Origin of the sequence: Terrabacter sp. NPDC000476 (assembly GCF_040300125.1) — a bacterium.
GTDB lineage: Bacteria > Actinomycetota > Actinomycetes > Actinomycetales > Dermatophilaceae > Terrabacter.
Genome location: NZ_JBEPDF010000001.1, coordinates 1,833,031 through 1,856,527 on the forward strand (window position 1 = coordinate 1,833,031; position 23,497 = coordinate 1,856,527).

Here is a 23,497-nt window from a genome sequence, read left to right on the forward strand (position 1 = left end):
CCACGTCGCGGCCCGGTGGGGCGCGGGCGTCCGGGCCACCGGACGCGCCGCGATTACTCTAGGGTGCACGCGTGACGAATCCCGTGTGGACGGACGCGTCCGTCATCGTCGTGTCGGAGGACGTGCCACGGGCGGCCGTGCTCGCGGCACGGTTCCCGGAGGCCGAGCTGAGCACGACCGGGGCGCGGGCTCCCGAGCCCGGTCAACCGCTCGCCTCCTGCCTCGTCGTGCTGGCCGACGCCGATGCCGCCGCAGCCGTGACGCGGCTCGCCCCGCGGCTCACGGCCGATGCGGTGGTCCTCGTCGAGTCGACGCGCCACGACCGAGTCGTCCCCGGCCGCCAGGTGACCGAGCACGTCACGCTCGACGGGTTCGAGCTCGACGTGCTCGAGCCCGTGGGCGCCCCGCCCCGTCCCGCGGGTACCGACGCACCGGTCGCTGCTGCCGACGACACGCCCGCCGGGACGACCCCCGACACGACCGCCGGGACACCGACCGCAGCGGGCAAGTCCCCGACCGCCACCTCCGCGGGGGCTGGCGCCCCCGCCGCCACCGCCGCCACCGGGCCGGCTGCCTCCTCCGGCCGGAGGGACCGCGACCCCGACCGGGTCCCGGCACCGCCCCGGGGCCGCACCACGGCCGGCACGGCCGCCGCGGCCGGCGGCGCAGTCCTCGTCGTCGTGCTCGTGGTCGCCGTCGTCGTCGCGCAGCTGACGACGACGGGCTACGTCGGCTTCACGGTGACCGCCCTGGCGCTCGCAGGTGCCGCGGCGCTGGCCGGCCTCGCGCTGCTGCAACGGCGCGGCGCGCGGGCGCTGCGGGCCTCGCTCGAGGCCGACCGGGCGCGCGAGCGCTCGGCGCGGTCCCGGCTCGAGCGTCGGCTGGCCGACGTGGGCACGGGCGTGCAGGCCGACACCGCGGCCCTGGCCGCCCGCGTCGAGGACGTGGAGCGCACGCTCACCGTCGTCACGGCATCGGCGCTCGAGACCGCACGCCGCCTGCCCGAGCCGCGCGGCGCCGAGACCTTCACCGACCCGGCCGAGCTGCAGGCCATGCACCAGACGCAGGCCGTCGCGAACCTCTTCGCCCTCGTGCCGGTGCGAGGCGTCATCCCGTTCATGGGCGGCTGGGCGGCCTCGCCGGACCTCGTCGTCGTGCTCGTGCAGGAGGTGCTGACCCGACGCCCGGCGCTCGTCGTCGAGTGCGGCAGCGGGGTCTCCACCCTCTGGATGGCCCTCGTCATCGACCACTTCGGCCTCGAGACGCGCATCGTCTCGCTCGACCACGACCCGGAGTACGCCGAGCAGACGCGGCAGACCCTGCGCGACCACGGCGTGGCGCACGTGGCCGAGGTGCGCGACGCACCCCTCGGACCGGCCGGGCTGGAGGGCCACGACACCGACTGGTACGCCGTCGAGGCGATCGAGGACCTCCACGACATCGGGCTGCTCTTCGTCGACGGCCCGCCCGACACGACCGGGCCGCTCGTCCGCCTCCCCGCCGTGCCGCTGCTGCGCGACCGGCTCGCTCCCCGCGCGAGCGTCGTGCTCGACGACGCCGTGCGCGCCGGCGAGCAGGAGGTCACGACGCGCTGGCAGGCCGTGCTGCCGGACTTCACCCTGACGCGGCTGTCGCTCCAGAAGCAGGCGTCGCGCCTGCGCCGCGGCTGAGACCCCCGCCGCCGGGACGGTCCAGGACGGACCGCTGCGGGTCGTGGGCGGTCGTCGTCTCACCCGATGAATCGCCATAGCGGGACGAAAGCCTCGAGTCGGGCACGCATGCCCTCGTCGCACGTGAAAGCCCGAACAGGCCGCTTCGCCGCGCCCTACAGTCGGCCGTGGGGAAGCGTGGGAACGGGGTGTGTCGACTCGGCGGGGGGCCGGCTCGGGCACGACGCGACTACCCCCGATCCCGGGCGGCAGTGCGCTGCCCGGCCTCGTCCGTCAAGGGGGAAGTGCCATGAAGAGCCTGCGCAGCGCAGCCGTCGCCGTCGTCGCCGCAGCGGTGGCGGCCGTCACCGCCGGAGTGCCGGCGGCCGTCGCGATCCAACCGCCCGCCCCACCGCCCTCGGTCTCCGCCATGGTCAACGCGGTGCCGTCGGCCATCACCCCGGCCGTCGACGACGGCGACGTGCGGGCGATCGCCAAGGTCGGCACCACCATGGTCATGGGCGGCAACTTCACGAGCGTCAACGGGGTCGCGCGCAGTCGCGTGGCCACCTTCGACGCCGCGACGGGCGCCCTCGGGTCGTTCGACCTGCCCTTCGACGCCGAGGTCCTCTCGCTCGTGCCCGGCCCGACGCCCGACACCGTCTACGTCGGTGGCAGCTTCACCCTCGTCGGCACGACGGCGGTCAAGAACGTCGTGCTCGTCAACATCGCGACGAACTCGATCGTCAGCACCTTCAAGACCCCCGGCTTCGGCACGTGGGGGTCGGTCAACGACATGGTCATGGTCGGCAGCCGCCTCGTCCTCGGCGGCAACTTCACCCTCGTCGGCGGCAAGGCCCACGCCGGCCTGGTCGCACTCAACGCGACGACCGGCGCCGTCGACCACACCTGGATGAACATCCAGCTGAGCGGCCACCACAACGACACCGGCAGCGGGGCCCAGGGCCCGGTCGGGCCCTGGAACCTCGACGTCAGCCCTTCCGGCGACCGCATCGCCGTCATCGGCAACTTCCGGCTGGCCGACGGGCTCGTGCGCGACCAGGTCCTCCAGGTCACGACGACCGGCGCGACCGCCGTCGTGACGCCCGACTGGAACACGAACCGCTACAACCCCTACTGCATCAAGAGCGCCTTCGACTCCTACGTGCGCGGCGTCTCGTACTCGCCCGACGGTTCGTACTTCGTCATCGGCGCGACCGGCGGCGGCAGCCGCGACACCCTCTGCGACGCCGCCGCGCGCTTCGAGACGTACGCCTCGGGTGCCGACGTGCAGCCCACCTGGGTCAGCGAGACCGGCGGCGACACGATGTGGGCCGTCGAGATCACCGACAACGTCGTCTACGTCGGCGGCCACCAGCGCTGGACGAACAACCCGTACGGCGTCGACTTCGCCGGCCCCGGCGGCGTCGCGCGGCCCGGGCTCGTCGCGCTCGACCCGCGCAGCGGGCGGCCCCTCACGTGGAACCCGGGGCGCAACCCCGCCGGCAAGGCCGTCTACGCCCTGCTCGCCACGACCGAGGGCCTCTGGGTCGGGTCGAACACCGACTTCGTGGGCAACTTCTACTACGTGCGCAAGAAGATCGCCTTCTTCCCGTATGCCGGGGGCGTGCCGCTCGCGGCGACCAACGTCGGCGGCCTCCCGGGCACCGTGCTCGTCGGTGGGCCCGTCACCCCGGCGCCCGCGACCGACGTGCTCTACCGCGTCAACGCCGGCGGCGCGACCGTGGCCTCCGTCGACAGCGGGCCCGACTGGGCCGGCGACACCGGCACGACGAACCCGCTGCGCAACTCCGGCAGCACCGCCACGACGGTGACGACGAGCGGCGTGAAGCTCGGCGCCGCCCTGCCCGCCTCGACGCCGACGCTCGTCTTCGAGAGCGAGCGCTCCGACCCCTCGAGCCTGCCCGAGATGCAGTGGTCGTTCCCGGTGCCCGCCGGCACGACCGTGCAGCTGCGGGTCTACTTCGCCAACCGGGCGAGCAGCACGAAGACCGTCGGCGCCCGCACCTTCAACGTCGACGTCAACGGCTCGCGGTGGCTGAGCAGCTACGACGTCGTCGCCGACGTGGGCGACCAGACGGGCACGATGAAGGCCGTCAACCTCACCGTTCCCTCGACCGGGGTCAACGCCGGCAAGGTCGCCGTGGCCTTCGGCCACGTGCGCAACAACCCGCTCGTCAACGCGTTCGAGATCGTGCGCACCGGCACGACGACCGTCGTGCCGGCGCCGTCCGACGCGCTCTCGCAGGTCGGCCTGGGCACGACGGGCATCACCTCGCCGGCCGAGCCGGCCGCCGCGGGCGTGCCGTGGTCGAGCACCCGCGCCGCCTTCATGGTCGGGTCGAAGGTCTTCACGGCCCAGACCGACGGCTACCTGTGGTCGCGCACCTTCACGGGCACGACCTGGGGCACCGCGGAGCAGGTCAACCCCTACCACGACCCCAAGTGGATGACCGTCAGCAACAACCTCGGCGGCACCTACGACGGCGCCTTCCCGTCGCTCTACCCGCAGCTGGCCAACGTCACCGGCATGTTCTACGACTCGGGTCGGCTCTACTACACGCTCCTGGGCGACAGCCGGCTCTTCTGGCGCTGGTTCTCGCCCGACAGCGGCATCGTCGACGAGCGCACCAACACCGTCCCGAGCTCGGTCGACCTCAGCACGGTCCGCGGCATCTTCGCGGCCGGCGACAGCGTGTACTACGCCTCGCGCACCGACAGCACGCTCTACAAGGCGGGCTGGGCCGGCGGGGCGGTCACCGGCACCGCCGTCGCCGTGAGCGGCCCCGCCGTCGACGGCACGTCGTGGGCCAACCGGTCGATGTTCCTCTTCGCCGGCCCGCCGCTCAACCGGGCGCCGAGGGCGGCGTTCGCCCCGAGCTGCTCGGGCGCCACGTGCACCTTCGACGCCACGACGGCGAGCGACCCGGACGGGACGATCGCGTCCTACGCCTGGGACTTCGGCGACGGGACGACCGGCACCGGCGTCACCGCGAGCCGCAAGTACACCGCGTCGGGCACCTACGCCGTGACCCTCACCGTCACCGACGACAAGGGCGCGACGGGCACCCAGACCGTGCAGGTGCCGGTCACCGTGCCGGCCAACCAGGCGCCGACCGCGAGCTTCACGTCGTCGTGCACGCCGGCCCGGTGCAGCTTCGACGCGACCGCGTCCACCGACGCCGACGGCACCGTGGCCTCGTACGCGTGGGACTTCGGCGACGGCTCGACGGCCACCGGCGCCGCCCCGACGCACGCGTACGCCGCGGCGGGCAGCTACCCGGTCACCCTGACGGTCAAGGACGACCTCGGGCTCGCCGGCACGTCGACCTCGACCGTCGACGTGACCGCCACGAGCAGCGTCGCCTTCGTCGGCGCCGCGCACTCGGCGGCGGGCTCGGCGAAGTTCAAGGCCGCGGCCGTGCCGTCCGGCACCCAGGCCGGTGACGTGCTGCTCATGATGTTCTCCCGCCCCACCGCCGCGACCTTCACGGGACCGACCGGGGTGACGGGATGGACGCAGGTCGCGTCCGTCGTCAACGGCACCGTCACCTCGACCGTGTGGCGCAAGACGGCCGAGGCCGCCGACCTCGGGGCGTCGGCCCGGTTCGACGACCCGAGCGCCTTCCGCCTCGGCACGCTCGAGATCGCGAGCTACCGCGGGGCCGACGCGACGAGCGTGCGTGCGGTGAGCGCGGTCGACGCCGGGCAGAGCGCGCACACGACCGCACCGGTCGCCGCCCGCGCCGGGGACTGGGTCGTCTCGCACTGGGCCGGCCTCACCGCGGCGGTGTCGCCGTGGACGCTGCCGAACGGCGTCACCCTGCGCGACCACCTCGAGGACCCGAGCGGCGCCTACCGCTACGAGTCGCTCCTCGTCGACACCGGTGCTCCGGTCGCGACCGGCGGCACCGTGGCGGGCGTGACGGCCACGACGGCGAACAAGTCCGACCGCGAGGTGATGTGGACCATCGCGCTGGGCCAGCCGTGACGCCCGGCTGACGCCGCACCGAGTCCCGACGAGCGGGGCGCCCGGACCCCCGGGCGCCCCGCTCACCCGTCCCGGCCCACTCGTCCGGCCACCCGTCCTCGGCCACCCGTCCTCGGTCACCCGTCCCCGGCTTCAGCCCGCGTCGCGACCCAGCACCCGGTCGAGGAAGGCGTTGCCGAAGACCCGTGCGGGATCGACGCGCTCACGCAGCGCCCGGAAGTCGGGCAGCCGGTCGTAGAGCGGCTCGAGCTCGAGCACCCTGGCGACGAAGCACTTGCCCCAGTGCGGCCGGGCCCCCAGCGGCAGCAGCGCGGCCTCGACCGCGGGCAGGACGGCATACACCCTCGCCGGGTCGCGCACCCAGGTGAAGTGGACGGCGATGACGTCGCGGCCGTGCGCGCCGCTCAGCCAGAGGCGGTCGGCGGCCACGGTGCGCAGCTCGCTGACCTGGAGCACCGGCGCCATCCGCTCGCCCAGCGCGCGGAGACGGGCCACCGCGGTCAGGGCGTGCTCACGCGGCACGAGGTACTCGCTCTGCAGCTCCTCGCCACGGCTCGGCGTGAACCCCGGGCGGAAGTGCGGCAGGCGCTCGAGCCACGGGCCGGGCGCCCCGCGCTGCGCGGTGACCGATGCCGTCGCACCGCCCTCGAGCATGTGCAGGTCCGTCGTCGCCGCCCGGGCACCGAAGAGCTCGGTAGGCGCCTCGTCGGCACGGCTCTTGAGCCACACCTGCTCGATGCCGTCCTCGCGCCAGCGGGTGAAGAGGCTGACGCTGTAGGCACTGCCGGTCACGACGTCGAGGTTCTCCACGAGCGCCGCCCAGGCCAGCCCCGTGTAGACGTCCTGCCGAACGGCATACGTCGGTTCGACGTCGAGGGTGACCGCGGTGACGACACCGAGCGCGCCGAGCGCCACGACGCTGCCCTCGAAGTCGGCGTCGCCGCGCGCGACCGTGCGCAGCTCGCCGTCGGGGCCGACGACATCGAGGGCCGCGACCGCCGTTGCGAGAGAACCGTTCCCGACGCCCGACCCGTGCGTCCCGGTGGCCACCGCGCCGGCGACGGAGATGTGCGGCAGCGAGGCGAGGTTGCCGAGCGCCCAGCCCTGCCGCTCCAGCGCGACGGCCACGTCGCCGTAGGCCGCACCACCCGTCACGCGAGCCCGGCGGCTGCCCGCGTCGACCGTCACGCCCGTCGGCAGGTCGGCGAGCGAGACGAGGACGCCGTCGTCGGCGTCGGTGATGTCGGTGAGGTCGGTGAAGCTGTGCCGCGAGCCGAGGGGGCGCACGCGCCGGGCGCCCGCGACGAGCTCCTGCACGTGCTCGACGGACCGCGCCCGCTCGATGCGCGCGCGGTAGCGGTGGTTGCCCGCCCAGTTCGTCTCGCTCGGCCTGCCCGTCCCGGTGCCCACGACACCAGTCTCGGGGACGGCGCCGCGACGTGCGGGCCCGGGTGGCTAGTGCCGACGCAGGTGCCGGGGCTCCTCGTGGAGCTCGGGGTGGACGTCGACCGGCAGCTCCTCCGGCTCGGCGCCCTCACCGGGTCGCGCCACGCCCCACCCGTCGGCGGTGATGGTGTCGATGGGCGGGTTGCCCACGAGGTGCGAGCGCTCCGCACCCTCGGGATGGTCGCGGCGCGCGCGCTCGGTGGCGTCGACGTGGCCGTTGAGCGACTCGCTCGAGTCGCCACCGCGCCGGACGTGGCGCGGGCCGACGACGAGCAGGCCGATCACGAGCACGACGACGACGGCCAGCATGACGAACAGCCCAACTCGATCACCCATGGCACCTCCCGGGTCCGATCCGTCACCCTCGACGGTACTCCGCCGGGGTCGTGACGGGAACGGACCGATGGGGCCGGACGGCGCGCTCGAACGGCGGGGCCGCGGGCCACCGCCGGCCGCGCGACCGGGGCTCAGCCCTGGTCGGGCGAGCTCCCCACGTCGTTGGGCGTCGCGCTCAGCGGGTCGCGCACGTCGGGGGTGCGCCCACCCGCGCCCTCGCCGGGCACGGCGCCACCCTCGCCGGACGCCGTGACGGCGTCGGTCGGGGGGTTGCCGACGAGTCGGTCGGGATCGGGCCGGGGCACCGGCCCGCCGTGCGCCGCTTCCACCGCCGGGTTCAGCGTCTCGTGCTCGGCGTCGTCGCCGGCGCGTCGACGCGGTCGCATCACGACGAGGATGGCGGCGAGCACGACGATCACGCCCAGCATCACGAACAGTCCTACGCGGTCACCCATGGGTCTCCTCCGGTGCTCGGGTGCATCTTCCGCCCGTCGTACCCAGACCCTCGCCGGCCGACACGCGACCGAGGCCACCGACACGACACAGACACCGACACCGGCGTCCCGACGGGCAGGACGCCTGCAGTCCCCGTCGGTCCCCCGTCAGCTCCGGGTCGGTCCGAGGTCAGTCCTCGGGGGCGGTGCGGGCCGCGCGCGCCCGGGCGACACGGGCGGCGCGCTCACGCTCGAGGCGCGCCTTGGGATCGTTGCCCTCCCCCAGCTGCGCGGGGCCGAAGACGGTCAGGCCGATCATCCGCAGTCGGTAGCCGATGCGGTAGCCGACGGACAGGCCCTCGGTGGAGTTGGCTCGCGGCACGGTCACGCCTTCCGTTTCGTTAGTGCACTAACTGTTAGTGTACACGGAAGCCGGCGACCAACGACTGGAGGCTCGATGCGCACCCCCGAGGCAGAGGTGTCCCCCGACGACCTGCTCAAGCTCGACCAGCAGGTCTGCTTCGCGCTGGCGGTGGCCGCGCGCAACGTCATCGCCCTCTACCGCCCCGTGCTCGAGCCGCTCGGCCTCACGCACCCCCAGTACCTCGTCATGCTGGCCCTCTGGGAACGCTCGCCGCTGACCGTCCGCGAGATCGGCAACCTCCTGCGCCTCGAGCCCGCCACGCTGTCGCCGCTGCTCAAGCGGCTCGAGGCGGCCGGGCTCGTCTCCCGCGACCGCCACCCCGACGACGAGCGCGCGCTCGCGATCACGCTCACCGGTCGCGGCCGGGCCCTGCGCGAGCAGGCGCTCAGCGTGCCGCCCCAGGTCGTGGCCGCCCTCGGCATGGACCTCGACGAGCTGCAGGCCCTGCACGCCTCGCTGACCCGCGTCATCGCGGCCACCTCCCCGGCGGGCTGAGGACGAGCCGCAGGCCGGCGACTACCGGCTCTCGAAGGTCTCCTTCGCCTTGGCGATCGCGAAGCCCCAGCCCTGCGACACGGTCGGCTTGGGCGGCACCGCCACCTCCTCGGGGTTCGTCACGACGTCGAGCAGCACCGGACCGTCCGCGGAGAACGCCCACCGCACGGCGTCGTCGAGCTGCTCCGCGTCGGTGACGCGGCGGCTCGTCAGCCCCATCGCCGTGGCCACGGCGGCGAGGTCCGGGTTGTCGAGCTCGGTGCCGAACTCCGGCAGGCCGCCCTGCTCCTGCTCGAGCTTGACCATGCCGAGCCGCCCGTTGTCGAAGACCACGACAACGACGGGCAGCCGGTAGGTCACCGCGGTGCGGAGGTCGCCGAGCAGCATCATGAGGCCGCCGTCGCCGGCGAAGGCGACGACGGGTCGTCCGCGGTCGAGGCCCTGCGCGCCGAGCGCCATCGGCAGGGCGTTCGCCATCGAGCCGAGGTTGTAGGAGCCGACGAGCCGGCGCGTGCCCCGCATCGTGACGAAGCGGGAGAGCCACGCGGTCGACATGCCGGTGTCGCTCGTGAAGATCGTCGAGTCGGGGGCGATGCGGTCGACGGCCGCCGCGAGCGCCTCGGGCCGGATCAGCCGCTCCGGGTTGTCGAGGACGGCGCGGGCACGCCCGAGCAGGGTGCGGTCGTGGCCGGGGTCGAGCAGGCCGCGCTGCCGCTCCTGCCACGAGCCGTATGCCGACACCGCCTTCTCGAGGTGCGTGCGGTCGGTGCGGCGCTCGAGGCGCGGCACGAGGGCGCGCAGGGTCGCCGCCGCGTCACCGACGAGGGCGTGCTGCACGGGGGTGCGGCGCCCGATGTGCTCACCGCGCGCGTCGAGCTGGACGACGACCTTCCCGGTCGGGTACCAGTCGCGGTAGGGGAAGTCGGTGCCGACGAGCACGAGCACGTCGCAGTCGTCCATGGCGGCCGCCGCGGCCGGGTTGCCGATGAGCCCCGACTGGCCCACCTGGAACACGTTGTCGCGCTCCAGCACCTCCTTGCCCTTGAGGCTGAGCACCATCGGCGCCGCGAGCACGTCGGCGAGCTCGAGCACCTCGGCGCGCGCCCCCGCCGCGCCGCACCCCACGAGCAGCGTCACGTCCGCGTCGCCCGCGAGGGCGGCGACCGCGGCCTCGAGCTGCTCGTCGGACGCGGCGGCGGCGACCCCGGAGGAGGCGAACGTCGCGGGACGCACGTCCTTGTCGACGGTCAGGTCGCCGACGTCGCCCGGGAGGGTGAGCACCGAGACGCCGCGCAGCGACACCGCGGCGTTGACGGCCTGCTCGAGCAGGAAGGGCAGCTGGGCGGGTGACGACAGGGTCTGCGACCACACCGACACGTCGGCGAAGAGGGCCGCGTTGTCGACCTCCTGGAAGAAGTCGGTGCCGATCTCGGGACTCGGCACCTGGCCGCAGATGGCGAGCACGGGCGCGTGCGACTTCTTCGCGTCGTAGAGGCCGTTCAACAGGTGGATCGACCCGGGCCCGACGGTGCCCATGCAGACCCCGACGGTGCCCGAGAGCTGCGCCTGGGCGCTCACCGCGAACGCGGCGACCTCCTCGTGACGCACCCCGATCCACTCGATGCGGTCCTCGCGGCGGATGGCGTCGGTCAGCGGGTTGAGGGCGTCGCCGACGACGCCCCACACCTGCCTGACCCCGGCCTCGGCGAGCGAGGTGATGAGGTGCTCGGCAACGGTCGTCATGGGTGTCCTCTCGTCCGGCGGCACGCGCGCCGCCACCAGCGACCTACCCCCAACCTCCTGCTGGGCACCGGCTGGACGTGCGCTGTGAGTGCCTTCCCAGCCGACGTCCAGCCACCACCCAGCGGTGGGGAGCATCGTCGGCACCATGCGGACCCGGGAACCTCGCGCATCGGCCTCGCACCGCTCGGCCAGGCTGCTGACCGGCACGTACGCCGTCGCCACCCTCGCGGCGGTCCTGCTCACCCTCTTCGCCCGCCGGCGCCCGCACCCCCTCCTCGCCGAGGGGCTCTTCGGGCTGCTCAACGTGCCCGTCGCCCCCACCTTCGTCTCGGTCGTCGTGCTTGCCCTCGCCACCCGGGCCCTTTTGGGCCGCAAGCGGATCGGCCTCTGGTTCGTGGCGGTCTTCCAGGTGCTCGGGCTCTACGTCGGGTTCGTCGCCCTCGTGCCCGCCGCGCGCCTGCCGCGCACCGACATGTGGGCCAGCCGCGGCGAGCTCGGCCGCGGCCTCGACATCGTCTCCACGGGGGTGGCCGTGCTCGCCCTCTGGTGGCTCTGGCGGCTGCGCGGACGCTTCACCGGACGGCTCCAGCGCGGTTCCTGGGGTCTCGCGCTCGCGGCCCTGCTGACGGGCGCCCTGCTCACCCTGGGCGTCGCCCGCCTGCTCCTCGGCGTCGCCCACGCGCCGACGACGCAGGTCGACCCGCTCCTCGACACCGTGCTGGCGGTCTTCGGTGGCGTGAGCCGCCGGACGCTGTCGCTCGTGCCGCACTGGGTCGTCGAGGTGGTGGCCGTCTGCGCGGGCCTGACGATCCTCGCGTCCGTCACGCTCTTCCTCGCCTCCGCCCGTCCGCGCAGCCGGTGGTCGCCCGACCGGGAGGTGGCCCTGCGCACCCTGCTCGCCCGGCACGGGACGGACGACTCCCTGGGCTACTTCGCGACCAGGCGCGACAAGGCATCCGTCTTCTCCCCGGACGGCAGGGCGGCCGTGACGTACCGCGTGCTGGCCGGGGTGTCGCTCGCGTCCGCCGACCCGGTCGGCGACCCGGACAGCTGGCAGGCGGCGATCGATGCCTGGCGGGCCGAGGCGCACGAGTTCGGCTGGGTGCCGGCCGTGCTCGGGGCGAGCGAGCGCGGCGCGCGCGCGTACGCGGCTGCAGCGGGCCTGCGGGTGCTGCGGCTCGGCGACGAGGCGGTGCTGGAGCCGGCACGCTACGACCTGCGCCGGGCCTCCCTCTCCCCCGTGCGCCACTCGGTGGCGCGCGCGACGCGGGCGGGCCTCGTCGTCCTCGTCCGCCGCCAGGGCGACCTGCGGGCCGAGGAGCTCGCGGAGATCTCGGCCGGCGCGGACCGGTGGCGCGGCGGTGAGTCGGACCGGGGCTTCTCGATGGCGCTGAGCCGCGCCGGCGACCCGGCCGACACCGAGGTGCTGCACGTGACGGCGCACGCGCCCGACGGGGCGCTGGTGGGGCTGCTCTCCCTCGTCCCGTGGGGACGCTCGGGGGTGTCGCTCGACGTGATGCGCCGCTCTCCCGAGGCCCCCAACGGGGTGACCGAGCTCATGGTCAACGAGCTCCTCACGCGGGCGCGGGAGCTCGGGCTGCGGCGGGTCTCGCTCAACTTCTGCATGTTCCGTGCCGTCTTCGAGGACGCCGAGCGCCTCGGGTCCGGCTCGCTGACCCGGGTGGGCGCATCCGTGCTCGGCCTCTTCGACCGGTTCTGGCAGCTCGAGCGCCTCTACCGCTCGAACAGGAAGTACGAGCCCGAGTGGCTGCCCCGCTTCCTCTGCTACGAGGACGCCGTGTCCCTCCCCCAGGTGGCCGTGGCGGCCGGGGCGGCCGAGGGATTCGTGCGCCTGCCGTCCCTGCGGTCGACCCCGGCGACGCTCGACGACGCCCACCTGGCGGACGTGCGGGCGCTCGCGGCCGCCCCGGCCCCGACCGACGCCGGGCCCCGGCGTTCCGACCAGTTCCGCCGTCGCCGGGCGACCCTGGACCGGATGCGGGCGGCCGGCATGGACCCCTACCCGGTCGGCGCCGGCACGGCGGTGACGACGCCGCTGGCGTCGTGGTCGCCAGCCTCCGCCACGGCGGGCACGGCGGGCACGGCGGGCACGGCGGGCACGGCGGGCACGGCGGGCACGGCGGGCACGGCGTCTGCCGACGACCGGTCGGCCTGCGCCGTGTCGGTCGTCGGGCGCGTCCGGTCGCTCCGCGACCACGGCGGGGTCGTTTTCGCGACCCTCGTCGACGGACCGGCGAGCGCGCAGGTGCTGCTCGACGCCGCGCGCACCGGGGTGTCCGAGCTGGACCGTTTCACCGAGGTCGTCGACGTCGGCGACCTCGTGCGCGTCGAGGGCACGAGGGGTACCTCCCGGTCCGGCACGCCCAGCCTGCTGGCCCGGTCGTGGCGGATGGAGGCCAAGTGCCTGCACCCCGTGCCGTTCCGGGCCTTCGAGGACCCCGGTGCCCGAGCACGACGTCGCTCGACCGACCTCATCGTGCACCCGGACGGCCTCGAGCTGCTCCGCCGGCGCTCGGCCGTCGTCGCCTCGATCCGCCACACCCTCGAGGCGGCCGGCTTCCTGGAGGTCGAGACCCCGGTGCTCCACACGACGCACGGCGGCGCGACGGCCCGCCCGTTCACGACCTTCATCAACGCCTACGGCCTCGACCTCTCGCTGCGGATCGCCCCCGAGCTCTACCTCAAGCGGCTCCTCGTCGCCGGGCTCGGCCCGATCTACGAGCTCGGACGCAACTTCCGCAACGAGGGCGCCGACTCCACCCACAACCCCGAGTTCACCTCCCTCGAGGTCTACCAGCCGCACGCCGACTACGTCGCGATGCGTGCGCTGACCGAGCAGCTCGTGCGGCAGGCCGCCGTCCGCCTGCACGGCCGTGAGGCGCTGCCGCTGACCCGCGACGGGCGGGTGGAGCTCGTCGACATCAGCGACCCCTGGCCGGTCGTGCCGGTGCTCGATGCCGTCTCACGCGCCGTGGGCAGCCGGGTCACCCTCGACACCGACATGGACGTGCTGCTCGGCATCGCCGCGGCGCACGGCGTGACGGTCCGGCCCGAGATGGGGGCGGGCGCCGTCGTCGAGGAGCTCTACGCCGAGCTCGTCGAGCCGGTGACCCTGATGCCCACCTTCTTCACCGACTTCCCCCGGGAGACCTCCCCCCTGACGCGGCCCCACCGCACGCAGCCGGGCCTCGTCGAGCGGTGGGACCTCGTGGTGGCCGGGATGGAGCTCGGCACCGCCTACAGCGAGCTCACCGACCCCGTCGACCAGCGGGCCCGGCTCACGGAGCAGTCGCTCAAGGCGGCCGCCGGCGACCCCGAGGCCATGGAGCTCGACGACGACTTCCTCCACGCCCTCGAGCTGGGCATGCCGCCGAGCGGGGGGCTGGGCATCGGCGTCGACCGCCTCGTCATGGTGCTCACCGGCACCTCCATCCGCTCCGTCCTGACCTTCCCCTTCGTCCGCCCGGTTCCCGCCGGGCGATCCCACACAGAGCCGAGGCCGACATGGAGCTGACCGACACGAGCCTGCTCGTCCTGCTCGGGGCCCTCGCCCTCGGCGTCTTCGCGCTGGTGGTCGCGGGCCTGCCCCGACGCGGCGGGCGACCGCTGCAGGCCGTGGCGCGAGGCTTGCAGGTCCTCGTGCTCAACGTCCTCGTGCTCGCCCTCGCCGGGGCTGCGCTCAACGACCAGTACGTCTTCTACTCGAGCTGGGGCGACCTCTTCGGCTCGCGCTCGACCTCCGTGCAGGTGCACCACGGCGGCTCGTCCACGGCCGTCGTCGCCGCGTCCGTCGCCGGCCCCGGGTTCCGGGGCATGACCACCCCCGCGGTGCTCCCCCCGCTGCCGCGGCCGGGATCGCGCCTGCAGACCTACACCGTGGTCGACCAGCGCTCGAACGCGGAGGGCCAGGTCTACGTCCACCTCCCGGTCGGCTACGACCCGCGGTCACCGCGGACCTACCCCGTCATCCTCGGGCTGCACGGGTTCCCCAGCGGGCCGCGCGGGTTCCTGCGGCTCAACTTCCTCAGCACCGTCGACGCGCTCACCGCCGAGCACCGGCTCGCCCCCTCGATCGTCGTCGTGCCGCGCATCGACACCCCGGCGGGCCTCGACACCGAGTGCGTCAACGGAGCGGCGGGCGAGCCGCAGACGGACACGTGGCTCTCGCACGACATCCCGGCCTGGACGGCGCGCCACTTCCACGTCGAGCGGACCCGCACCGCGTGGGCCGCGCTCGGCTACTCCTACGGGGCCTGGTGCGCGGCCTCGCTCTCGATGCGCCACCCCGACGTCTTCGGGGCCGCCATCTCGCTGCTCGGCTACTTCCGGCCCGACTTCAGCCCGGCCTACGACCCCCTGACCCCGGCGACCGAGCGCGGCTACGACCTCGTCGACCTCGCGAGGACTTCGCCGCCGCCGGTCGCCCTCTGGGTGCTGACCTCGCGCGAGGACACGTTGTCGTACCCGACGACGTCGAGGTTCCTCAGCGTGGCCCGGCCACCCCTCGACGTCACGGGCACCGTCCTGGCGCACGGCGGCCACCGCGACTCCGTCTTCACCCCGTTCGTGCCCCAGGCCCTGACCTGGCTCGGCCAGACGATGCCCGGTTTCCGTGGCTGAGCCACGCGGCCGCCGAGGCCGTATGCCGTCGACCTTCCTGCCGCGGCACCTGGACGTGGTCCTCGGCGTCGTCGTGCTCGTCGTGGTGGTCGGCGGCGCCCTCATGCTCGGCGGGGTCGTGCCGAACCCGCTGGCCGCGAGCTCGTCGCAGCACCGCGAAGGTCCCACGGCTGCAACGGGATCCACCGGCGCGACGAGATCCGCGCGCCAGACCCCGTCGCCGTCGGCGGCGACGACGACACCGCCGGGGACGTCGACGACGACCTCGGCCGTGCCGCCCGGACCCATGACGCTCGTCGGGCTCGGCGACTCGGTGCCGTCGGCCGAGACGTGCGGCTGCACCGGCTACCTCGAGCAGGTCGGCGCCCAGCTCGGGCGCGCGACGGGGCGCCGGTGGGTCGTGCACAACGACGCGAACGGCGGGGCGACCACGGCCGACGTCGAGCAGGACGTCACGTCCGGCCCGACGCGCGACCACCTGGCCGACGCCGACCTCGTCGTCATCGAGGTCGGCGCCAACGACTTCGACCTCGCCCACGTCGGCGACCCCGACTGCCTCCCGGCCGCGACCTCCGACTGCTGGACCGAGACCCTCACGGCCATGGGGCACGGCCTGCGGCGGATCATCACCGACGTGCGGGCGATCGACCCTCGGCCCGACCTGCGCATCGCCGTCATCGGCTACTGGAACGTCACGGTCGACGGCGCCGTCGGGCGTGCCCTCGGCACCGACTTCGTGCTCGGCAGCGACGAGCTGACCCGGCTCGTCAACGACACCGTGGCGCAGGTGGCGACCTCCACCCACGCCCTGTACGTCGACGCCTACGCACCCCTGAAGGGCACGAGCGGGACACGCGACCCGACCGGCGACCTGCTCGACGACGGGGACCACCCCAACGCGAGCGGGCACACCCTGCTCGGCACGGCGGTCATCGACGCCCTGCAGCGCGACGGCGCCGTCGAGAGGTGGAAGAGCGGCTGACCACCGGCACGTCGACCCCGGCGACCGGCATACGTCGGCGGATGCCGCACCGGCGGCAGCGACGTAAGAGCAACCCTTCGTGGGCACCGTTGCGCCCGCGGCGGACTCGTGGCACGCTCGAAGTGGTCAGATCGGTCCAGGACAGTGCCGACTCCGTCTTCCGTCATGCATCGGAGATGAGTCGATGGCACCTTCGGACTCGCACCGTCCATCCTTCGCCGAGCGCGACGAGCAGACCGCGGCGCTCTTCGCCCAGCTCGCCGATGCCTCGAGCCCCGGCGAGGTCGACGAGGTCGTGGAGCGGATCGTCCACCTCTACCTCGACCTGTGCTCGACCATGGCCGCCCGCTACCACGGGCGCGGGATCGAGCACGACGACCTCGTGCAGGTGGCGCGCCTCGCCCTCGTCAAGGCGGTGCGGCGCTACGAGCCCGGGCACGCGCCCTCGTTCGCGTCGTACGCCGTGCCGACCATCTCGGGCGAGCTCAAGCGGTGGTTCCGCGACCGGGGCTGGGTCGTGCGGCCGCCCCGGCGGCTCCAGGAGCTGCGGGCCAACCTCCAGACGGTGCGGGCCTCGCTCGAGCAGCAGCTCGGTGCCACCCCCACCGACGCCGAGCTCGCCGAGGCGGTGGGCGCCAGCGTCGAGGAGGTGCGCGAGCTCGCCGCGGTCGCGACCGGCTTCCGCCCGCTGTCGCTCGACAGCGCCTCGCCGGACGACGAGCGGTCGGGCCTCGTCACCTTCCTCGCCCACGCGGACGCCGACCTCGAGCGGGCCGACGACCGGCTCTGCCTCTCGGCGGCGCTCACCGAGCTCGACGACGACGAGCGCGAGCTGCTCCTGCTGCGCTACGTGGACGGCATGACCCAGCGGCAGATCGGCGAGGCGAGGGGCGTGAGCCAGATGCAGGTCTCGCGGACCCTGCGCCGGATCACCGAGCAGCTGCACGACCGCCTCGTCGAGCGCGTCGGGGCCGACGAGGGCGACCTGGTGGGCGCGGACGACATGGTGGGGGCGGACGGCGCCGTGCCGCTCCACGCCGCGGGCACGATCGCGGCCGGCGCGCTCGGCACGGCCTCGTGAGCCCGGGTCGGGCGACCGACCGGTGACCGCGGCCGCGCGAGTGACCGGTGGGGCGCGACGGCGGGTACGTCACCGGGTGCCCCCACCGTAGGAGTCCCCACCCGTGTCGCCATGTCGATCGACCTGATCTACGTCATCGCCGGCGCGGCAATGCTGCTCGCCGCCGTGCTGCCCGCCCTGCTCGAACGCTATGCCGTCTCGGCGGCCATGGTGCTGCTGCTGCTCGGCATGGGCATCGGGCTGCTGCCCCTGCCCGAGGGGATGCGGCTCGACCCCCTCGAGATCCGGCCGCAGATCGAGCGCGTGGCCGAGTTCACCGTGCTCGTGGCCCTGATGGGCGTCGGCCTGGCCCTCGACCGCCCGCTCGACCTGCGGCGGCGGGCGTCGTGGCGCACGTGGTCGCCCACATGGCGGCTGCTCGGCATCGCGATGCCGCTCACCATCGGTGGGGTCGCGGTGCTCGGCTGGGGCCTCGGTCTCGCGCCCGCCGCCGCGCTGCTGCTCGGCGCGGTGCTCGCGCCGACCGACCCCGTGCTCGCGAGCGACGTGCAGGTCGCCGGGCCCGCCGTCGACCTCGACGCGGCCGGCGGGTCGTCCGACGATCGCGCGGACGACACCGAGGGGGCCGAGGACGTCGAGGACGCCGAGGACGCGGACGGGTCGGGCCTCGGCGAGCCCGTCGACGAGAAGGACGACGTGCGCTTCGCCCTCACCTCGGAGGCCGGGCTCAACGACGGCCTCGCGTTCCCGTTCGTCGCCGCGGCGCTGCTCGTCGCGGGCGCGGGCAGCGTCTCGTCGTGGGCCGTGTCGTCGGGCCTGCACTGGCTCGCCTGGGACCTCGTCGGCAAGGTCGTCGTCGGTGTCGTCGTCGGCGTCGTCGTGGGCCGCGGCCTGGCGCGGGTCGCCTTCCGTTCCAAGCGTCCGTCGCTGCGCCTCGCCGAGCAGGGTGAGCCGCTGCTCGCCCTCGCCGCCCTCGTCATGACGTACGGCGCCAGCCAGCTCCTCGGGGGCTACGGCTTCCTCTCCGTCTTCGCCTGCGGCATGACCCTGCGGGCGGCCGAGCGCAACCACGACTACCACCGCTCGATGCACGAGGTGGTGCAGCGTCTGGAGCGGCTGCTGACCCTCGTCATCCTCCTGCTGCTCGGCATGGCCATGACGAAGGGCGTGCTCGGCGAGCTCGACTGGCGCGGCGTGCTCATCGCCCTCGCGCTCGTGCTCGTCGTGCGGCCGCTCTCGGGCTGGTTCAGCCTGCGCGTGGCCGCGCGCCGCGCCGACCTGCCGGGCGGCCTCGGACGCAAGGAGACGCTGGCCGCCGCCTTCTTCGGGGTGCGCGGCATCGGGTCGCTCTACTACCTGGCCTACGCGGCCGGTGAGCACGAGTTCGACGACGAGCGCTGGCTGTGGTCGACGGTCGCCTTCACGATCCTGCTCTCGGTCATGGTGCACGGCACCTTCGCCACCCCGGTGATGCGCTACCTCGAGGGTCGGCGCGAACGGGCCGCGGGCGTCGGCACGACCTGACCCGCCGGCCTCAGCGGGCGAGCACCACGGTGCAGTGCGCGTGCTCGACGACCGCGCCTCCGGTCGACCCGAGCAGCATGCCGGCGAAACCGCCGGTGCCGGTCGCCCCGACGACGAGCGTGTCGGCGGTCTCCGAGCGCCTGACCAGCTCCTCGGCCGCGTGCCCCGAGACGACCTCGCGCTCGATGGTGACGTCGGGGAAGTCGGGTGCGATCTCGCCGACCACCTCGTCGAGGAGGGCGCGCGTCGCCTCCTCCGGGTCGGTCGTGAACCACCACGGCGAGGCACCCACGCGGTCCGGCGGCGCGAGCGGGTAGAGGTGCCAGACCGAGAGCGCGACGACGTGCCCGCCGCGCGCGCGGGCCTCGGCGCACGCCCACCGCAGGGCGATCCGGCTCGCCTTGGAGCCGTCGACCCCGACGACGACCGTGCCGCCGCGCTCCCCCACCGGCCCCGGTCGCCCGCTGCCGGTGCTGCTGGTGCTGCTGGTGCTGCTCGTCTCGTCCATCTCGCTCACCTCTGGCTCCAGCCTCGCGCGCGGACCGCCGCGGCGGCAGGTGCCGAGGGCCCCTGGCACAAGGACCAAGGTCCCGAACCGGACCGACCTTCGGCCGTGTCGGCGCGCGCCCGGCGCCCGGAGCATCGGAGGAGAGCGCCGCACCCGCGGCGGAACGGCTGGGAGAAGACCATGGGCAGCGTCCTTGTCACCTACTCCACCCCTCCCGCGCCACCGGACGAGGTGCCGCACGAGGCGCCGTTCGACCGGACGGCCTCGAACGGGGCGACCTCGCCCCGGACGCACGGGTCGGGGCGGCCGGGCGACCGTCCGGACGCGCACGGGGGCGCGGCACCCGACGTCGCGGCGACCACGGCCGGCATCGACGAGGCCGTCGCCGCCGGCATCACGCGTGAGCTCGCGGTCGCCGGCCACCGGGTGACCTGCCGCCCCTTCGTCGCGGCGCCCCCGACCGACGTCTTCGACCTCGTGGTCGTCGTCGACGGCCTGCGGGTCAGCCACCGCGAGGCCGGCGCGCGACCGCTCGCAGCCCCTGCCCCGCCGCCCGCCTCCCCCGTCCCGCCGCCCGCCACCCCTCCCGGCCCGCCGTCGCCGTATGCCGTGCCGACCGGTCGCGCGGACGCGAGCATCCCGCTGACCTGGTGTGCCGACTGGCGCGCCGTCGAGGCCTGGTCGCGGACCGTGGGCGGGCAGCTCGCCGCCCTGCTCGAGGTGCGCGCCGAGCTGGCCCGCGTGCGGGCCGAGCTCGACCGCTGCCGCGAGCAGGCCCGGTCGGCGGCCCGCGACCGTCACTCGCCGACGGGGCTCGCGCCCGGGCACCACGGCCGCCGCCGCCGGCTCGGCGTCGGCGCGGCGGGAGGCCGGTCATGAGGGCCTCCGAGCACCCGGGCCCAGCCGCGGCGGCCCACGAGACGCACCCGACCCGACGCGCCGGTCGCCGCCTCGGCTACGCCGACCTCACGACGGCGCAGAGCCAGGCGCTGCTCGAGTCGCACGACATCGGTCGCGTCAGCTGGAACGCCGGGCACGGCCCGCAGATCTTCCCCGTCAGCTACGCCCTGGCGGCCGACCTCATCGTCTTCCGCACCTCCCCCTTCGGGGTGCTGTCCGAGCTCGTGCACCCGGCACACGTGGCCTTCGAGGTCGACGACCTCGACCGCACGCGTCACACCGGGTGGAGCGTCATCGCCCGCGGCCGCGCCCAGGCCGTCGCCTCCCCCGCCCTGCTGACGCACCTGTGGACCGTCGACGGCGCCGAGCCCTGGGCGGGCGGGGTGCGCAACGTCTTCATCGGCATCACCGTCGAGCGGCTCACCGGGCGAGTCTTCGGCTCCCAGGAGCTGCCCCTCCCGACCCGCGACGTCTCCTGAGGCCCGGGGTGCCTGCGAGTCCCGCGACACCGCTTCGGTCCGGCGATCCGCTCCCGTTCGGGCGACATGTCGCCGGACCCGAGCCCGGTGCGGGCGCCGAAGACGTATGCCGGCCGCTTCGGCCCCCGCGCCGCCCGGGCCGCCCTACGCTGGACGCATGAGGTCGTCGCGCGCGACCCGCCGGCCGGAACGGCCGCCCGAGCCGGCACCCGGGGCCGACCCGGCCGCCGGGGCGGACGACCGCCTGCGCACCGTGCTCGCGGCCAACCGGTCGGTCGTCTCCGAGCTCGCCCTCCCCGCGGTGCTCCGCCGCATCGTCGAGGCCGCCCGGGAGGTGGCCAGGGCCCGCTACGCGGCGCTCGGGGTGATCGGCGTCGACGGGCGGCTCGAGCAGTTCGTCCACTCGGGCCTCGACGCACGGGACGTCGAGCGCATCGGCCACCTGCCCACGGGTCGCGGCGTGCTCGGCGCCGTCGTCGAGGAGGCGGCCCCGATCCGCCTGCGCCGCATCGGCGACGACCCGCGCTCCGCCGGCTTCCCGGACGGTCACCCCCCGATGCAGAGCTTCCTCGGGGTGCCCGTGCGCTCCCGCGGCGAGGTCTTCGGCAACCTCTACCTGGCCGACCGGATCGACGGGACGGACTTCACCGAGGCCGACGAGGAGCTGGTCGTCGCACTCGCCGCCAGCGCCGGCGTCGCCGTCGAGAACGCCCGGCTCTACGAGGAGTCGAGGCTGCGCCAGGAGTGGCTGCGCGCGTCGGCCGAGATCACGAGCGACCTGCTGCGGCCCGGCCTCGGGTCCGACGTGCTCGTCCGCATCGCCGACGCCGTGCTGCGCCTCGCCGACGCGGACGTCGTGGCGATCGCCCTGCCCCGCACCACGCCGCCCCTGCCGGACGGTGACGGCCCGGACGGGGGTCCGGCCGACACCTCCACCGCGGACGACGACGAGCTGCTCGTCGAGGTGGCCCGCGGGCTCGGTGCCGACGAGCTCGTCGGCACCTCCTACCCGACCCCCGCGGTCGGCCAGCTGGCCGCGGCCGCGCTGCGCGAGCGCAGCGCCGTGCTGGCGGCCACCCCCGGGCCGACGGACCCCCGGCTGAGGCACCGGCTGCGCGGGAGCGCCGACGCGCCCGTCATGGCCTGCCCGCTGGTCGGCGAGGCCGGCGTGCGCGGCGCCGTCGTCGTGGCCCGGGGCCCGGGCAGCCGGCCGTTCGGGGTCGCCGAGGTCGAGATGGCCGAGCAGTTCGCCGCGCACGCGGCGGTCGCGCTCGAGCTGGCCGACGGTCGTGCCGACGAGGAGCGCCTCGTCGTGCTCGAGGACCGGCACCGCATCGCGCGCGACCTGCACGACCACGTGATCCAGCGCGTCTTCGCCACCGGCCTGCTCCTCGACACCGCCCGCACCCGCCGCGACCCGGATGCCGTGTCGGCCGCGGTCGGAAGGGCCGTGGAGGACCTCGACGAGACGATCCGCCAGATCCGCGCCACCATCTTCGAGCTCCAGGACGCCACCACCGCCGACGTCCGCTCGACGCTCTCCGCCGTCGTCGGCGCCGCGAGCTGCGGCCTGGGCCTCGAGCCGACCCTGCACCTCGAGGGCCCGGTCGCGACGGTCGTCGACCCCGACCTGCTGCACGACGTCACCGCCGTGCTGCGCGAGGCCCTCACCAACGTCGTCAAGCACGCCCGCGCCACCGCGGTCACCGTCACGGTCACGGCCTCGGCCGACGCCGTCACGGTCGAGGTCACCGACACCACCGACCTCCCCGACGCCGACCCGGACGACGACCCGGACGACGACCCGGACGACGACCCGGACGACGACCCGAGCGACGACCCGAGCGACGACCCGAGCGACGACGCGACCGACGACCGACCCGAGGGTGCGCGCGACGGGCGGTCGCCGGCATACGACCCCCGCGACCGGGGCGGTCACGGCCTGCGCAACCTGCGCGTGCGGGCCCGGGCCCGCGGCGGCGAGTGCACGCTGCGCGCGCACGCACGAGGAAGGACGCTGAGGTGGACCGTGCCCCTGACGAGCTGACCGGCCCCGTCAGCGTCTTCCTGCTCGACGACCACGAGATCGTGCGGCGCGGGCTCGTCGACCTGCTCGAGTCGCACGGCGGCTTCACCGTGGTGGGCGAGGCCGCCACGGTGGCCGAGGCCCGGCGGCGCATCCCCGTCCTCGCGCCCCGCGTGGCGCTGCTCGACGCGCGGCTGCCCGACGGGAACGGCATCGACGTGTGCCGTGATATCGCGGTCACGAGCCCGGGCACGCGCTCGCTCGTGCTCACCTCCTACGACGACGACGACGCGCTCTTCGCCGCCGTCATGGCGGGCGCCTCCGGCTACCTGCTCAAGCAGATCCGCGGCCCGTCGCTCACCGAGGCCGTGGCCCACGTGGCGCGCGGCCACTCCCTCATCGACCCCGCGCTCGTCGAGCGGCTGCTCGCGCGCCTGCGCTCCCCCGACGCCACCGCGGGTGGCGGGGGCGACGGTCACGGCACGCCGCCGCACGGCGGGCGACGGCACGGCGTCGTGGTCGACGGCCGCCCCACCCCGCCCCTCACCGACCGCGAGGACCAGATCCTGGCCCTCATCGCCGACGGCCTGACGAACCGTCAGATCGGCGAGCGGCTGCACCTCGCCGAGAAGACGGTCAAGAACTACGTGTCGGGGCTGCTCGCCAAGCTCGGCTTCGAGCGCCGTACGCAGGCGGCCGTGTGGGGCGCCCAGCACCCGCACCACGACGGCGGGTGCTGAGTCGGCGAGCGGTGTAACGCCGCGCGGGCCCGCGGCGATGAGGGGGTGAGGCGGCACCCGATCCCCCGAGCGGGTGC

Annotated in this window: 18 protein-coding genes; 12 read left to right on the forward strand and 6 right to left on the reverse strand. The window is 74.8% G+C overall.

The annotated features are described in order from the left end of the window. The first annotated feature begins 71 nt into the window (after positions 1-71). Both ABT295_RS08550 and ABT295_RS08555 read left to right on the forward strand, forming a co-directional pair. A complete protein-coding gene (locus ABT295_RS08550; protein WP_352393936.1) occupies positions 72-1,670 on the forward strand; it encodes an O-methyltransferase in 1,599 nt (532 codons plus the stop codon). 289 nt (positions 1,671-1,959) lie between these two features. Further along, positions 1,960-5,661 (forward strand): PKD domain-containing protein, encoded by a 3,702-nt coding sequence (locus ABT295_RS08555; RefSeq protein ID WP_352393937.1) that lies wholly within the window; start codon positions 1,960-1,962, stop codon positions 5,659-5,661. Positions 5,662-5,793: 132 nt separating this feature from the next. Here ABT295_RS08555 and ABT295_RS08560 read toward each other — a convergent pair whose 3' ends face one another. From ABT295_RS08560 to ABT295_RS08575, 4 genes are all read right to left on the reverse strand, one after another. Then, positions 5,794-7,071, reverse strand: a complete 1,278-nt coding sequence (locus tag ABT295_RS08560; RefSeq protein ID WP_352393938.1) for a D-arabinono-1,4-lactone oxidase — start codon at positions 7,069-7,071, stop codon at positions 5,794-5,796. A 45-nt stretch (positions 7,072-7,116) separates the two neighbouring features. Then, on the reverse strand, positions 7,117-7,443 hold the full coding sequence (locus ABT295_RS08565; protein WP_345507287.1) for a hypothetical protein: 327 nt from the start codon (positions 7,441-7,443) through the stop codon (positions 7,117-7,119). 131 nt (positions 7,444-7,574) lie between these two features. Then, positions 7,575-7,898 (reverse strand): hypothetical protein, encoded by a 324-nt coding sequence (locus tag ABT295_RS08570; protein ID WP_352393939.1) that lies wholly within the window; start codon positions 7,896-7,898, stop codon positions 7,575-7,577. Positions 7,899-8,067: 169 nt separating this feature from the next. Next, positions 8,068-8,259: a hypothetical protein gene (locus ABT295_RS08575; RefSeq protein ID WP_345507285.1), complete on the reverse strand. Its 192-nt coding sequence runs from the start codon at positions 8,257-8,259 to the stop codon at positions 8,068-8,070. A 75-nt stretch (positions 8,260-8,334) separates the two neighbouring features. On the opposite strand from ABT295_RS08575, the gene ABT295_RS08580 reads away from it, so the two are divergent. Further along, positions 8,335-8,796 (forward strand): MarR family winged helix-turn-helix transcriptional regulator, encoded by a 462-nt coding sequence (locus ABT295_RS08580; protein ID WP_352393940.1) that lies wholly within the window; start codon positions 8,335-8,337, stop codon positions 8,794-8,796. Positions 8,797-8,817: 21 nt separating this feature from the next. Here ABT295_RS08580 and ABT295_RS08585 read toward each other — a convergent pair whose 3' ends face one another. Further along, complete coding sequence (locus ABT295_RS08585; protein WP_352393941.1) at positions 8,818-10,539, reverse strand: thiamine pyrophosphate-dependent enzyme; 1,722 nt, start codon at positions 10,537-10,539, stop codon at positions 8,818-8,820. Positions 10,540-10,684: 145 nt separating this feature from the next. Between ABT295_RS08585 and lysX the strand changes: the two genes are divergently transcribed. The 5 genes from lysX to ABT295_RS08610 all read left to right on the forward strand — a co-directional run bounded on the left by lysX (position 10,685) and on the right by ABT295_RS08610 (position 18,767). After that, positions 10,685-14,074 (forward strand): bifunctional lysylphosphatidylglycerol synthetase/lysine--tRNA ligase LysX, encoded by a 3,390-nt coding sequence (gene lysX, locus ABT295_RS08590; protein WP_352393942.1) that lies wholly within the window; start codon positions 10,685-10,687, stop codon positions 14,072-14,074. After that, positions 14,065-15,180, forward strand: coding sequence for an alpha/beta hydrolase (locus ABT295_RS08595; protein WP_352393943.1), 1,116 nt, complete (start codon positions 14,065-14,067; stop codon positions 15,178-15,180). The genes lysX and ABT295_RS08595 overlap by 10 nt, the downstream gene beginning before the upstream one ends. Continuing rightward, a complete protein-coding gene (locus ABT295_RS08600; protein ID WP_352393944.1) occupies positions 15,173-16,162 on the forward strand; it encodes an SGNH/GDSL hydrolase family protein in 990 nt (329 codons plus the stop codon). Before ABT295_RS08595 ends, ABT295_RS08600 begins: the two co-directional genes overlap by 8 nt. Positions 16,163-16,346: 184 nt before the next feature. Beyond that, a complete protein-coding gene (locus ABT295_RS08605) occupies positions 16,347-17,243 on the forward strand; it encodes a sigma-70 family RNA polymerase sigma factor (RefSeq protein WP_352393945.1) in 897 nt (298 codons plus the stop codon). Between the two features lie 111 nt (positions 17,244-17,354). Further along, complete coding sequence (locus ABT295_RS08610) at positions 17,355-18,767, forward strand: cation:proton antiporter domain-containing protein (RefSeq protein ID WP_352393946.1); 1,413 nt, start codon at positions 17,355-17,357, stop codon at positions 18,765-18,767. Positions 18,768-18,777: 10 nt separating this feature from the next. Here the strand turns inward: ABT295_RS08610 and ABT295_RS08615 are convergent, their stop codons facing one another. After that, a complete protein-coding gene (locus tag ABT295_RS08615; RefSeq protein ID WP_352393947.1) occupies positions 18,778-19,275 on the reverse strand; it encodes a universal stress protein in 498 nt (165 codons plus the stop codon). A gap of 180 nt (positions 19,276-19,455) precedes the next feature. Between ABT295_RS08615 and ABT295_RS08620 the strand changes: the two genes are divergently transcribed. The 4 genes from ABT295_RS08620 to ABT295_RS08635 all read left to right on the forward strand — a co-directional run bounded on the left by ABT295_RS08620 (position 19,456) and on the right by ABT295_RS08635 (position 23,420). Continuing rightward, positions 19,456-20,154: a hypothetical protein gene (locus tag ABT295_RS08620; RefSeq protein ID WP_352393948.1), complete on the forward strand. Its 699-nt coding sequence runs from the start codon at positions 19,456-19,458 to the stop codon at positions 20,152-20,154. Then, positions 20,151-20,654 (forward strand): pyridoxamine 5'-phosphate oxidase family protein, encoded by a 504-nt coding sequence (locus ABT295_RS08625; protein WP_352393949.1) that lies wholly within the window; start codon positions 20,151-20,153, stop codon positions 20,652-20,654. Before ABT295_RS08620 ends, ABT295_RS08625 begins: the two co-directional genes overlap by 4 nt. A gap of 157 nt (positions 20,655-20,811) precedes the next feature. Beyond that, positions 20,812-22,701: a sensor histidine kinase gene (locus ABT295_RS08630; RefSeq protein WP_352393950.1), complete on the forward strand. Its 1,890-nt coding sequence runs from the start codon at positions 20,812-20,814 to the stop codon at positions 22,699-22,701. Beyond that, the gene (locus ABT295_RS08635) at positions 22,677-23,420 is read left to right on the forward strand and encodes a response regulator (RefSeq protein WP_352393951.1); all 744 of its coding nucleotides are present in this window, start codon (positions 22,677-22,679) and stop codon (positions 23,418-23,420) included. Before ABT295_RS08630 ends, ABT295_RS08635 begins: the two co-directional genes overlap by 25 nt. Positions 23,421-23,497 lie beyond the last annotated feature (77 nt).